We start from the raw sequence: 13146 nt of genomic DNA, 5'->3' as shown, positions 1-13146 counted from the left end.
GTTACAGGCGCTCGGCGACGTACTCGGTCAGGTCGACGAGACGGTTGGAGTAGCCCCACTCGTTGTCGTACCACGACGAGACCTTGACCAGGTTGCCGCTGACGTTCGTCAGCTCCGCGTCGAAGATCGAGGAGTGCGGGTTGCCCTGAATGTCGCTCGACACGATCGGGTCCTCGGTGTACTGCAGGATGCCGTTGAGACGACCCTCGGCAGCGGCCTTCTTGTAGACCTCGTTGACCTGGTCGACGGTCAAGCCCTCGGTGGGCGTGACGATCGTGAGGTCGACGATCGAGCCGGTGGGGACCGGAACGCGGTAGGACGAGCCGCTGAGCTTGCCGTTCAGCTCGGGCAGGACCAGGCCGATGGCCTTGGCAGCACCGGTCGAGGCGGGGACGATGTTGATCGCCGCGCCGCGCGCGCGACGAAGGTCGCTGTGCGGGCCGTCCTGCAGGTTCTGGTCGGCCGTGTAGGCGTGAGCGGTCATCATGAAACCACGCTCGATACCGAAGGCCTCGTTGAACACCTGGGCGAGGGGCGCCAGGCAGTTCGTGGTGCACGACGCGTTCGAGATGATGACGTCGGTCTCGGGGTTGTAGGTCTCTTCGTTGACGCCCATGACGATGGTCGCGTCGTCGCCCGTGGCGGGAGCCGAGATGAGAACCTTCTTGGCGCCGCCGGTGATGTGCTTCTTGGCGTCTTCGGCCTTGGTGAAGCGGCCGGTGGACTCGATGACGATGTCGACGCCGAGCTCACCCCAGGGGAGGTTGGCCGGGTCGCGCTCTTCGAAAACCTTGATGGTCTTGTCGCCGACCGTGATGGAGTCTGCGGTGTACGAGACGTCCTCGGTCAGCACGCCGCCGACGGAGTCGTACTTGAGGAGGTGCGCGAGCGACTTGTTGTCGGTGAGGTCGTTCACCGCCACGATTTCGAGGTCGGCACCCTGCGCGAGAGCCGCACGAAGGTAGTTGCGTCCGATACGGCCGAAGCCGTTGATTCCGATCTTGACGGTCACGGAATATCTCCTGAATCAGTTGTGCGCGAGAAGCGCGTGATTGCGATGTTCGCTGGCGGACAACGGCGTCCCGGCGGGTGTCCCGCCGGGACGCCACACCGTTTACGACAGTACCAGCAGACCCGAGGTCTTCTCCCGGGCGGCCGCGAAGCGCTTCTGAGCGTCGTCCCAGTTGGCGATGTTCCAGAAGGCCTTCACGTAGTCCGCGCGGACGTTCTTGTAGTCGAGGTAGTAGGCGTGCTCCCAGACGTCGAGCAGGAGGATCGGAACGGTCCCCGCGACGATCTGTCCCTGCTGATCGAAGAACTGCTGGATGACGAGGTTCTCACCGATCGAGTCCCAGAACAGACCCGCCCAGCCCGAGCCCTGCACACCGAGCGCCGCAGCGGTGAACTGTGCGCGGAACGCGTCGAACGAACCGAACTGGTCGTCGATCGCGGACTCGAGGTCGCCGGTGGGCTTGTCCCCCCCGTTGGGCGACAGGTTCGTCCAGAAGATGGAGTGGTTCGTGTGGCCGCCGAGGTTGAACGCGAGGTCCTTCTGCAAGCGGTTGATGTTGGCGAAATCGCCCTTCTCGCGCGCTTCGGCGAGGAGGTCGAGAGTGGTGTTGGCGCCGTTGACGTAGGTCTGGTGGTGCTTGCTGTGGTGCAGCTCCATGATGGTCGCACTGATGTGCGGCTCCAGCGCAGAGTAGTCGTAGGGCAGTTCGGGCAGCGTGTACTTCGCCATGATCTCAACTTCCGAATCGGGCGCCGCCGAGACCTCTGCGTCGTAACGACGTGCCGAGGAACCGAGCAGCGAGGGTGACGATTTCATCCTACTGAGGGGTAACCACGGCGCACCGGGGTTGCTTCCCCCGATGACGCACATTAGACGCCCGGGCGCGTCGGGGAGGACGGAGCTCGGGTCTTGAGAAGTCTCGAGATCGGCGACCACTCGGGATGCCAGGGCTCCCGGCATCCGGGACACTCAGGTCGAAGCCGGTCGGCGTCCGCGGGCCTCGCCGGCCCTTGCCGCGCTCAGTCCTCGGCGCCCACCGGCACGGCGGCTTCGGTACCGGGGATGCCGTCGACCTCGGCCTTCTTGTCGGCCATCGCGAGCAGGCGACGGATGCGGCCGGCGACGGCGTCCTTGGTGAGGGGCGGGTCGGCGTGGTGTCCGAGCTCGTCGAGGCTCGCGTCGCGGTGGGCGAGGCGAAGTTCGCCCGCCTGCTGGAGGTGCGCGGGCACCTCTTCGCCGAGGATCTCGAGCGCGCGCTCGACACGGGCGCACGCGGCGACGGCCGCCTGCGCCGAGCGGCGGAGGTTGGCGTCGTCGAAGTTGACGAGCCGATTGACGCCGGCGCGCACCTCGCGACGCTGGCGCATCTGGTCCCACTCCCCCGCGGTGCGGCGGGCGCCCATCTCGTACAGTGCTCCGCGGATCGCCTCGCCGTCGCGCACGACGACGCGCGGGACCCCGCGCACCTCGCGGGCCTTGGCGGGGATTCCGATCCGGTGGCCGGCCCCGACGAGAGCCATGGCCGCCTCCGAGGAGGGGCATGAGATCTCGAGCGCCGCCGAGCGACCCGGGTCGCTGAGCGAACCCGCGGCCAGGAACGCCCCGCGCCAGATGGCGCTGAGGTCGGGACGCGAACCGGTGGTGAGCTTGTTCGGCAGGCCGCGGACGGGGCGGCGGCGCTGATCGAGCAGCCCGGTCTGACGGGCGAGGGTCTCGCCGGCCTCGATCACGCGCACGGCGTAGAGACCGCCCGCTCGCCCTCCGGAGCCCTGCACGTGGTGCAGCTCGGGGCGCACGCCGTAGAGCTCCATGAGGTCACGTGCCACACGACGCGCCAGGATGTCGGAGTCGAGCTCGGCCTCCACCGCAACGCGGTTGGCGATGGAGTGCAGACCACCGGAGAAGCGCAGGAGGGCCGTCAGTTCGGCGACGCGCGCGGTCGGGCGCGGGTCGCGAACGGTGATGAGTTCGGCCTTCACGTCGGCGGTCAGCGGCACGGTTCTCCTCGGGTGGGGGCGGCGGGGACGACGGTACAGCCTACTCGCGACCGAGGTCGCGGTGAGCCACGCGCACGGCCACCCCGGGCACATCGGACAGACGTGCAGCCAACTCACGGGCCATCACGACGGAGCGGTGCTTGCCGCCCGTGCAGCCCACTGCCACAACGGAATGCCGCTTGTTCTCGCGCTGATACCCCTCCATCACGGGGCGCAGCGCCGTCGCGTACGCGTCGAGGAACTCCGACGCGCCCTCCTGCGCCAGCACGTATTCCCGCACGCGAGGATCCTCGCCGGTGAGGGCGCGCAGCTCGTCATTCCAGAACGGGTTCGGCAGGAATCGCATGTCCGCGACGAGGTCGACGTCGGGCGGGAGGCCGTACTTGAAGCCGAAGCTCATGAGCGTGACGGTGTGCCGCGCGGCACCCTCTTCGCCGAAGAGAGAGACCGTCCGCAGGGACAGCTGGTGGACGTTCAACGCCGAGGTGTCGATCACCACGTCGGCCGCCTCGCGCACGGGCGCGAGACGCTCCCGCTCGCGACGGATCCCGTCGAGGATCGTTCCGTCGTCCTGCAGGGGATGCGGTCGGCGCACGGCCTCGAAGCGTCTCACGAGCACTGCGTCACTGGCATCCAGGAACACCACCCGTAGCTGCCGGTTCGCCTGCAGGGTTCGCATCGCCTCGGGCAGGTCGCCGAAGAGCGATCGGCCGCGCACGTCGACGACCACCGCCACCCGTGGAACCGCACCCCCGGCGAGCTCGGTGAGCTCGAGCAGAGGGCGCAGCATGCGGGGCGGGAGGTTGTCGACGACGTACCAATCGAGGTCCTCGAGGGCGTTGGCGACCGTGGATCGCCCGGCACCCGACATGCCCGTGACGATCAGCACCTCTCCTGGCTCGTCATCGCGTGCCGGTTCCATGGACGATCGCCTCCCGTCGTGTGATCCCAGCCTACCGAGCCAGATGCGTGTGGATGGCCTCGGCCAGCGTCGGGCCGATGCCGGGGAGGGCCGTGATCTCGTCGGGCGTGGCGTTCTTGAGCGCTGATACCGAGCCGAAGTGCCGCAGGAGCGCCTTGATACGGGCGTCTCCGAGACCCGGCACCTCTGCCAGCACACTCGTGATGTCGCGCTTGCGGCGCTTGCGTTGGTGGACGATCGCGAATCGGTGGGCCTCGTCGCGCAGGCGCTGCAGCAGATACAGCGCCTCGGACGTGCGGGGAAGGATGACCGGATACTCCTCCCCCGGCAGCCAGACCTCTTCGAGGCGCTTGGCGATGCCGCACAGCGCGATCTCTTCGTGACCCGCGTCGGCGAGAGCACGCGCCGCCGCCGCGACCTGCGGCTGACCACCGTCGACCACGAGCAGTTGCGGGCGGTAGGCGAAGCGAGGGCGCTTTCGCGCGGTCACAACCTCGCCGTCCGCGGTCGCCTCTTCGGAGTCGGGGTCGGCCACGATCGCGCCGTCGACCGTCTCGGGCTCGATCTCGTCGGGACGATCGAGGTAGGCGAGTCGCCGGCTGAGCACCTGGTACATCGAGTCGGTGTCGTCCGTCGTCTCGGCGACCCCGAAGGAACGGTACTGGTCCTTGCGAGGAAGACCGTCTTCGAAGACCACCATGGATGCCACGACGTTGGTGCCCGAGAGGTGCGAGATGTCGAAGCACTCGATGCGGAGCGGCGCCTCGGTCATTCCGAGCGCCTCTTGAAGGTCGGTGAGGGCCTGCGACCGCGCGACGTAGTCGCTGGTGCGGCGGGTCTTGTGAAGCATCAGCGCCTGCTGCGCGTTGAGCGTCGCGGTCTTCAGCAGGTCGGCCTTCCGGCCGCGCTGGGCGACCTGCAGGGTCACCGGGCGGCCGCGGCGTTCGCGCAGCCAATCCTCGAGCTGTTCGGCGTCGTCGGGAAGCTCGGGGACGAGCACCTGCCGCGGGATGTCGCTCGCGTCGGCATCGCCGTAGGTGCGCTGGAGCACCTGATCGACGAGGTCGGCGCCGGAGATGTCGATCTCTTTCTCGATGGTCGTCGCCCGCACGCCGCGCACACGCCCACCCCGGACGACGAAGTGCTGGACGGTGGCGGCGAGTTCGTCCTCCGCGATTCCGAAGAGATCGGCATCCGTGTCCGAAGCGAGCACCAACGCGCTCTTGCCGAGCACCGCGTCGATGGCCTGCAGGCGGTCTCGGTAGTGGGCCGCCGACTCGTAATCCATCGCGGCGGACGCCTCTTTCATGCGGGCGGTGAGCTCGCGCGTGAAGCGCTGGTCACCGCCGGACATGAAGGCGATGAAATCGTTCACGACGGCACGGTGCTCCTCGATCGTCACCTTCATCGAGCACGGCCCGCCGCACCGGCCGATCTGGCCGGGGAAGCAGGGCCGACCGGATGCCATCGCCTTCTTGTACGAGGAATCGCTGCACGTGCGGATCGGGAAGACCTTGATCATCAGGTCGATCGTGTCGTGCACCGCCCACACCTTCGGGTACGGCCCGAAGTATTTGGCCCCTCGGATCTTGGGGTTGCGCGTGACGATGACGCGCGGGGCCTCGTCGGCGAGGGTGATCGCCATGTACGGATACGACTTGTCGTCGCGGTAGCGGACGTTGAAGGGCGGATCGAACTCCTTGATCCACATGAACTCCAACTGCAGGGAGTCGATGTCGCTCGGAACGACCGTCCATTCGACGCTCGCCGCCGTCGTCACCATGCGCCGCGTGCGCTCGTGCAGGGAATGCAGCGGAGCGAAATAGTTCGACAGGCGGGCGCGGAGGTTCTTGGCTTTGCCGACGTACAGCACGCGCCCCTCGGCATCCCGGAACCGGTAGACCCCCGGGTTTGTGGGGATCTCGCCGGCTTTGGGACGATACGAGAGGTGCGATACCCGTTCTCGTGGTGCCACGCTCAGCCCGCCGCGCTCACGAGCTCTCGCTCGGCGTCGCCGCTCTCGACCGCAGCGATGTTGCGCTGCGCGCCGGTCCGGCCGGTCTCGAGAAGCTCCGCCAGGAAAGAGCCGGTGTGGCTGCCCTCGACCTTCGCGACCTGCTCGGGCGTTCCGGTGGCCACGATCGTGCCGCCGCCGGCGCCACCTTCGGGCCCGAGGTCGATGACCCAGTCGGAGCTCTTGATGACGTCGAGGTTGTGCTCGATCACGATGACGGTGTTGCCCTTGTCGACGAGACCGTTCAGCACCTTGAGCAGCAGCGAGACATCCTCGAAGTGCAGACCCGTGGTGGGCTCGTCGAGAACATAGATCGAACGGCCGTTGCTGCGGCGCTGCAGCTCGGTAGCGAGCTTGACGCGCTGCGCCTCGCCCCCCGACAGCGTCGTCGCCGACTGACCCAGGCGTACGTACCCGAGACCGACGTCAACGAGGGTCTTGAGGTATCGGTGGATCGCCTGAATGGGCTCGAAGAACTCCGCGGCCTCCGAGATCGGCATCTCGAGCACCTCGGCGATGTTCTTGCCCTTGTAGTGCACCGAGAGCGTGTCGCGGTTGTAGCGCTTGCCGTGGCACACCTCGCAGTCGACGTACACGTCGGGAAGGAAGTTCATCTCGATCTTCAGCGTGCCGTCACCCGAGCACGCCTCGCAGCGCCCGCCCTTGACGTTGAAGCTGAACCGACCGGCCTGGTAGCCGCGCACCTTCGCCTCGGGGGTCTCGGCGAAGAGGCTGCGGATGCGATCGAACACTCCGGTGTAGGTCGCCGGGTTCGAGCGCGGAGTGCGGCCGATCGGGGCCTGGTCGACGTGCACGACCTTGTCGAGGTTGTCGAGACCGGTCACGCGCGTGTGCTTACCGGGCACGCGTCGCGCCCCGTTCAGCTTGGACGCGAGGACTTCGTACAGGATGCCGTTCACCAGCGTCGACTTGCCAGAACCGCTGACGCCGGTCACCGCCGTCAGGACGCCCAGCGGGAAGTCGGCCGTGACGTTCTGCAGGTTGTTCTCGCGCGCGCCGACAACCGTGACCTGACGTTTCTTGTCGATCTTGCGACGCTTCTTCGGTGCCTCGATCGAGCGGCGGCCGGAGAGATAGGCGCCCGTGAGCGAGTTCTCGTCGGTCAGCAGGCCGGAGAGAGGGCCGGAGTGCACGACGTTGCCTCCATCGACGCCGGCGCGGGGTCCGATGTCGACGACCCAATCGGCCGCGTGGATCGTCTCTTCGTCGTGCTCCACGACGATGAGGGTGTTGCCGAGGTCGCGCAGCGTTTCGAGCGTCTGGATGAGGCGACGGTTGTCGCGCTGGTGCAGGCCGATCGAGGGCTCGTCGAGCACATAGAGCACGCCGGTCAGGCCCGAGCCGATCTGCGTCGCGAGGCGGATGCGCTGCGCCTCGCCGCCCGACAGGGTGCCGGCCGCGCGGCCGAGGCTCAGGTAGTTCAGACCCACCTGCAGCAGGAAGTCGAGTCGCGCGCGGATCTCGCGCAGCACGGCCGCGGCGATTGTCGCCTCGCGGTCGGTGAGCGTCAGCTGCGAGAAGAATTCGCGGGCGTCGGCGAGGCTCATGCGCGAGGCCGCCGCGATCGACGTGCCGTCGACGAGCACCGCGAGCACCTCGGGCTTCAGACGGTCACCGTCGCAGACCGCACACGGAACCTCGCGGAGATACTCCGACCACCGCTGGCGCTGAGTGTCGGACTCTGCCTGGAGGTACTGCCTCTCGATGTAGGGCACGACGCCCTCGAACCCCGACGAGTACCGCATCTCGCGGCCGTAGCGGTTCTTCCACTTGACGGTGACCTTGTAGTTCTCACCGCGGAGCACCGCCTGCTGCACATCGTGAGAGAGGTCCTTCCACGGGGTGTCGAGCGAGAACTCCAGGTCGCGCGCGAGGCCCTCGAGAAGGCGCTCGTAGTACTGGAAGAGCCCCTTGCCCTGGGTCGTCCAGGGCAGGATCGCGCCGTCGCGGATCGAGAGCTCTTCGTCTCCGAGCATGAGGTCGACGTCGACGGACATGCGAGTACCCAGGCCCGAGCAGACCGGGCACGCGCCGAAGGGCGCGTTGAACGAGAAGGTGCGCGGTTCGATCTCGGTGAGCTGCAGAGGGTGCCCGTTCGGGCACGCCAGCTTCTCGGAGAAGGACTGCCAGGCGTCGTCGCCTTCTTCGTCGACGTAGTTGACCTGCATGATGCCGCCGGCGAGCCCCATCGCCGTCTCGACGGAGTCGGTCACTCGACTGAGGTTGTCTCCGGATGCCACGAGTCGGTCGACCACGACCGCGATGTCGTGCTTATAGCTCTTCTTCAGTGTCGGCGGCTCCGCCAGCTGCACGAGCTCGCCGTCGACGACCGCGCGAGCGTAGCCCTTGGCACTGAGCTCTTTGAAGAGGTCGACGAACTCCCCCTTCTTCTGGGTGACCACGGGCGCGACGATCTGGTAGCGCGTCCGCTCGGGGAGCTCCATGAGCTGGTCGGCGATCTGCTGGACCGTCTGTCGCTGAATGCGCGCACCGCAGTCGGGGCAATGGGGTACGCCGACGCGCGCCCAGAGCAGACGCATGTAATCGTGGATCTCGGTGATCGTCCCCACCGTCGAGCGGGGATTGCGGTTGGTCGACTTCTGGTCGATCGAGACCGCGGGGCTCAGCCCCTCGATGAAGTCGACGTCGGGTCGGTCGACCTGCCCGAGGAACTGACGCGCGTAGGCGCTGAGCGACTCGACGTAACGGCGCTGACCCTCGGCGAAGATGGTGTCGAACGCGAGGCTCGACTTTCCCGAGCCCGACAGACCGGTGAAGACGACGAGCGAATCGCGCGGGATGTCGAGGTCGACGTTCTTCAAGTTGTGGACGCGCGCACCCCGGACACTCAGCTTTCCGCTGATACCGGAATTCGCGGACGGCGAGGGCTGGGCGACAGGAACGATGGGCACGTGTTAAGTCTAGGTCGGACCTCCGACATCGGCCCCGGGTTCGCCCCGGCCGCACGGATGTGCGAGAGTGCGGCACCGCATCTCGCCCCGTCGCGACCGGAGACCGGCGATGCGATTCAGACGTTCGATTGTCCCGCGAAGAGAGCGAGCCCGTCTCGCAGGGCCTTGAGCGCGTCCTCGTCGACGCCGACCCGCGCCATGATCTTCCCCGGCACCTCGAGCGCCGCCGTGCGCAGCGCCCACCCCTCGTCGGTGAGGTCGATGTCGAGCACGCGCTCGTCGTCGACCCGGCGCGCGCGCCGCACCCTCCCCTGCGCCTCGAGACGCTTCACCAGAGGCGACAGCGTGGCGGGCTCCATTGCGAGTTCGGCCGCCAGGGCGCCGAGCGAACGCGGGGCCTCCTCCCACAGCGCCAGCATCACCAGATACTGCGGATGGGTCAGACCGAGGGGCTCGAGCACCGGTCGATAGATCGACACGACGTTGCGCGCTGCCGTGACCAGGGCGAAACAGACCTGGTTCTCGAGCTTCAGCGGGTCGTCCACACGCCATCTCCTCAATTAGTTAGTACACTAATAATCATGACACGAAAGGATGCCGATCGCCCGCCGCTGCGCGAGCGTGTCCGCGACGCCGGCGGCTGGTACCAGTACCTCAATACGCGTCTCATCCGCGTCGCCGGCCCCGCGTCCGTCGGCCCGTACGAGACCACCCCCGAACCCACCCGGACGGGGCGCCCCTGCCCGCTCTGCGGTCGCGCGATGGCCGAGCACTCCGTCGATCGCTCCGGCCCGAAGCCACTGCTGCACTGCCCCTGAGTGCCCACGCAGATTCCCCCGGCACTGCCAGATACGACGGATCCCGCAACGAGGGCGTAGCGCCATGGTCCGGCCGTCGGCGACCCGTCTCGAGCCCGCTTGCGCCGTCCTGGGCGCGCAAACTCGAGGTCCCGCGTCCGTCCACGCGGGCGAGCATCGGACGCATTGTCGGACGAAGGCCTCAGGGGCGCGCCTCGCGGTCTCAGGCGTGACCGGCGCGCTCCATGGCGCGCAGCTCTTTCTTCATCTCCTGAACCTCGTCGCGAAGGCGTCCGGCGAGCTCGAACTTCAGCTCGGCCGCGGCCGCGAGCATCTGTTGCGTCAGGTCGGCGATCGTGGATTCGAGCTGGTCCGCGCCCTCCGCAGCGATGCCGGTGCGCCGTAGCGACGGGGTCGGCGACTTGCCCTTGCCGGACTTGTCCGTGCGTGACAGCAGATTCTTCGTGTCGGACGCCTCGCGATTGAGGACCTCGGTGATGTCGGCGATCTTCTTCCGCAGCGGCTGCGGGTCGATCCCGTGCGCGGTGTTGTACGCGATCTGCTTCTCGCGACGACGCTCGGTCTCTTCGATCGCCTTGCTCATCGAGTCGGTCATCTTGTCGGCGTACATGTGCACCTGACCGGAGACGTTTCGGGCGGCGCGACCAATGGTCTGAATGAGCGAAGTCCCGCTGCGCAGGAACCCCTCTTTGTCGGCGTCGAGAATCGCCACCAGGGACACTTCGGGGAGGTCGAGACCTTCGCGAAGAAGGTTGATGCCGACGAGGACGTCGTACACACCGGCGCGCAATTCGGTCAGCAACTCGACGCGGCGCAGCGTGTCGACGTCGGAGTGGAGGTAGCGCACACGCACCCCGTGTTCCCCGAGGAAGTCGGTGAGTTCTTCCGCCATCTTCTTGGTGAGCGTCGTGACCAGCACGCGCTCGTCGCGCTCCACCCGCACGCGGATCTCTTCGAGGAGGTCGTCGATCTGCCCCTTGGACGGCTTCACGATGATCTCGGGATCGACGAGACCGGTCGGGCGGATGATCTGCTCGACCACGCCGTCGGCGATGCCCATCTCGTAGCGACCCGGCGTCGCCGACAGGTACACCGTCTGACCGACGCGCTCCTTGAACTCGTCCCAGCGCAGCGGGCGGTTGTCCATGGCGCTCGGCAGACGGAAGCCATGCTCGACGAGGGTGCGCTTGCGCGACGCGTCGCCCTCGTACATGGCGCCGATCTGCGGCACCGTGACGTGCGACTCGTCGATGACGAGCAGGAAGTCGTCGGGGAAGAAGTCGAGGAGGGTGTGCGGCGGATCTCCCGGCATGCGGCCGTCCATGTGCCGCGAGTAGTTCTCGATGCCCGAACAGAAACCGAGCTGTTGCAGCATCTCGAGGTCGAAGGTCGTGCGCATCCGTAGGCGCTGCGCCTCGAGGAGCTTGCCCTGCGACTCGAACTCTTTGAGGCGTTCCTCCAGCTCGTGCTCGATTGTGCCGATCGCGCGCTGCACGGTCTCGGTGCCGGCGACATAGTGCGACGCCGGGAAGATCGGAACGGAGTCCATCTTCTCGATCACGTCGCCGGTGAGCGGGTGGAGAAGATACAGGGCCTCGATCTCGTCGCCGAACATCTCGATGCGGATGGCGTACTCCTCGTACACCGGGATGATCTCGATCGTGTCGCCGCGCACGCGGAAATTCCCGCGTGAGAAATCGACGTCGTTGCGGTTGTACTGCATGGAGATGAACTTGCGGATGAGGGCGTCGCGGTCGTAGCGCTCCCCCACCTGCAGGGCGACCATGGCTCGCAGATACTCCTCGGGCGCGCCGAGGCCGTAGATGCACGAGACCGTCGAGACGACGACGACATCTCGGCGAGAGAGAAGGGAGTTGGTCGTCGAGTGGCGCAGTCGCTCGACCTCGGCATTGATCGAGCTGTCCTTCTCGATGAAGGTGTCCGTCTGCGGAACGTAGGCCTCGGGCTGGTAGTAGTCGTAGTACGAGACGAAATACTCGACCGCGTTGTTCGGCATGAGCTCTCGGAACTCGTTCGCCAGCTGCGCCGCGAGCGTCTTGTTGTGCGCGAGGACGAGGGTCGGCCGCTGCACCTGCTCGACGAGCCAGGCCGTCGTCGCCGACTTACCGGTACCGGTGGCGCCCAGCAGAACGACGTCGGTCTCGCCCGCGTTGATGCGGCCCGCGAGCTCGGCGATCGCCTGTGGCTGATCGCCGGAGGGGGTGTATTCGCTGATGACCTCGAAGGGACGGACGGAGCGCGTGGCCTGCATACGACCAGCGTAGGCGGGGCCTCCGACATCGGGGCCGGGTTGCGTTCGCCGTGCGCGAGCGCACGGCTCGCCGGCACGGGGTCAGGCGGCTCGCATCACTCGTTCCCAGAGCTCGTCCACCTGCCGACGCGTGGATTCCATGTCGGCGGATGTGTCGATGACGACGTCTGCCAGAGCGATCCGCTCCTCGTCGCTCGCCTGCGAGCCGATGCGGGCGCGGGCGTCGGCCTCCGTCAGCCCACGCGTGTCGATGAGCCGTCGCACGCGAAGATCCGCGGGACAGTGCGCGACGACCACGAGATCCCACGACTCGCCGCCGCGCGCCTCGGCGAGGAGGGGCACGTCGTACACGACGACAGCGGCCGGGTCCGCCGCGAAGGCCGAAGAGAACCGGCGCTGCGACTCGCTGCGCACGGCCGGGTGCACCAACGCGTTCAGCCGCGCGAGCCGGTCGGGGTGCCCGAACACGAGGGCGCCCAGAGCGGGCCGATCGAGAGAACCGTCGGGCCGCAGCACCGCGGTTCCGAATTCCGCCGCGATATCCGCGAGCACCGGCGACCCGGGAGCCTGCACCTCTCGCACGATGGCGTCCGCGTCGACGACGACGGCTCCACGGTCGGCGAGCAGGGCGGCGATGGTGGACTTGCCGGAGGCGATCCCACCCGTCAACGCGAGAAGAGGCACCCGACGAGGATGCCACATCCGCACGTCCTCCCACCGGGGAGGCGTTTCGCCGCCCCGTCGTCTAGCATTCCCCCAGGCCGCTCGCCCGATCCGGCCCGACGAAGGCCCCACCATGACCGCACCCCCCACCACGGTGGTGATCGAGGACGATCTCGACATCCGCCTCCTCGTGACGGCGGTGCTCGAGGGCGCCGGCTACGTGGTCCACGCGGCCGCCAGCGGCCTCGACGGGGTCGAGCTCGTCCGTCTCCATGCCCCGATCGTCACCACGCTCGACGTCAGCATGCCCGGGATCGACGGATTCGAGACCGCCCGACGCATTCGCGCCTTCAGCGACACCCGCATCCTCATGGTGAGTGCGAGAGCCGACGAAGCCGAACAGCGCGCGGGACGCGAGGCCGGCGCCGACGACTATCTCACCAAGCCCTTCCGCCCCCGCGAGCTTCGCCAGCGGGTTACCGATCTCGCTCGGTCCGTGCGCGGCTGAGGGTCGC

The 13146-nt window shown here is 67.6% G+C and carries 11 protein-coding genes; 2 read left to right on the top strand and 9 right to left on the bottom strand.

All coding sequences use genetic code 11. The features are described from left to right. Nucleotide 1: 1 nt before the first annotated feature. From gap to NE358_RS06755, 7 genes are all read right to left on the bottom strand, one after another. Nucleotides 2-1012, bottom strand: coding sequence for a type I glyceraldehyde-3-phosphate dehydrogenase (gene gap, locus NE358_RS06785; RefSeq protein WP_094734144.1), 1011 nt, complete (start codon nucleotides 1010-1012; stop codon nucleotides 2-4). Nucleotides 1013-1114: 102 nt separating this feature from the next. Further along, nucleotides 1115-1828, bottom strand: a complete 714-nt coding sequence (locus NE358_RS06780) for a superoxide dismutase (protein ID WP_499318434.1) — start codon at nucleotides 1826-1828, stop codon at nucleotides 1115-1117. A gap of 203 nt (nucleotides 1829-2031) precedes the next feature. Then, nucleotides 2032-3009, bottom strand: a complete 978-nt coding sequence (whiA, locus tag NE358_RS06775) for a DNA-binding protein WhiA (RefSeq protein WP_103209861.1) — start codon at nucleotides 3007-3009, stop codon at nucleotides 2032-2034. 40 nt (nucleotides 3010-3049) lie between these two features. Then, a complete protein-coding gene (gene rapZ / locus NE358_RS06770) occupies nucleotides 3050-3931 on the bottom strand; it encodes an RNase adapter RapZ (RefSeq protein ID WP_103209864.1) in 882 nt (293 codons plus the stop codon). A 31-nt stretch (nucleotides 3932-3962) separates the two neighbouring features. Continuing rightward, complete coding sequence (gene uvrC / locus NE358_RS06765) at nucleotides 3963-5906, bottom strand: excinuclease ABC subunit UvrC (protein WP_103209867.1); 1944 nt, start codon at nucleotides 5904-5906, stop codon at nucleotides 3963-3965. A 2-nt stretch (nucleotides 5907-5908) separates the two neighbouring features. Beyond that, nucleotides 5909-8830 (bottom strand): excinuclease ABC subunit UvrA, encoded by a 2922-nt coding sequence (gene uvrA, locus NE358_RS06760; protein WP_103210021.1) that lies wholly within the window; start codon nucleotides 8828-8830, stop codon nucleotides 5909-5911. Between the two features lie 164 nt (nucleotides 8831-8994). Further along, the gene (locus NE358_RS06755) at nucleotides 8995-9423 is read right to left on the bottom strand and encodes a MarR family winged helix-turn-helix transcriptional regulator (protein ID WP_289942434.1); all 429 of its coding nucleotides are present in this window, start codon (nucleotides 9421-9423) and stop codon (nucleotides 8995-8997) included. 36 nt (nucleotides 9424-9459) lie between these two features. Between NE358_RS06755 and NE358_RS06750 the strand changes: the two genes are divergently transcribed. Then, nucleotides 9460-9696, top strand: coding sequence for a hypothetical protein (locus tag NE358_RS06750; RefSeq protein ID WP_174799708.1), 237 nt, complete (start codon nucleotides 9460-9462; stop codon nucleotides 9694-9696). Nucleotides 9697-9898: 202 nt separating this feature from the next. Here NE358_RS06750 and uvrB read toward each other — a convergent pair whose 3' ends face one another. Both uvrB and coaE read right to left on the bottom strand, forming a co-directional pair. Then, complete coding sequence (uvrB, locus tag NE358_RS06745) at nucleotides 9899-11968, bottom strand: excinuclease ABC subunit UvrB (RefSeq protein ID WP_103209872.1); 2070 nt, start codon at nucleotides 11966-11968, stop codon at nucleotides 9899-9901. Between the two features lie 81 nt (nucleotides 11969-12049). Further along, nucleotides 12050-12652: a dephospho-CoA kinase gene (gene coaE, locus NE358_RS06740; protein ID WP_103209874.1), complete on the bottom strand. Its 603-nt coding sequence runs from the start codon at nucleotides 12650-12652 to the stop codon at nucleotides 12050-12052. A gap of 112 nt (nucleotides 12653-12764) precedes the next feature. Between coaE and NE358_RS06735 the strand changes: the two genes are divergently transcribed. Next, a complete protein-coding gene (locus NE358_RS06735) occupies nucleotides 12765-13139 on the top strand; it encodes a response regulator transcription factor (protein WP_103209877.1) in 375 nt (124 codons plus the stop codon). The last annotated feature ends 7 nt before the right edge of the window (nucleotides 13140-13146 follow it).

Source organism: Sphingomonas sp. G5 (assembly GCF_052660795.1).
The sequence above is the reverse complement of the archived record's forward strand: the minus strand, read 5'-3'. Positions and strand labels throughout refer to the sequence as shown.

Bases quoted from the DNA above. Each gene is read 5' to 3' on its own strand.
- NE358_RS06780 (WP_499318434.1), bottom strand. From the start codon at position 1,828: ATGAAATCGTCACCCTCGCTGCTCGGTTCCTCGGCACGTCGTTACGAC.
- rapZ (WP_103209864.1), bottom strand. From the start codon at position 3,931: ATGGAACCGGCACGCGATGACGAGCCAGGAGAGGTGCTGATCGTCACG.
- NE358_RS06750 (WP_174799708.1), top strand. From the start codon at position 9,460: ATGACACGAAAGGATGCCGATCGCCCGCCGCTGCGCGAGCGTGTCCGC.
- uvrB (WP_103209872.1), bottom strand. From the start codon at position 11,968: ATGCAGGCCACGCGCTCCGTCCGTCCCTTCGAGGTCATCAGCGAATAC.
- NE358_RS06735 (WP_103209877.1), top strand. From the start codon at position 12,765: ATGACCGCACCCCCCACCACGGTGGTGATCGAGGACGATCTCGACATC.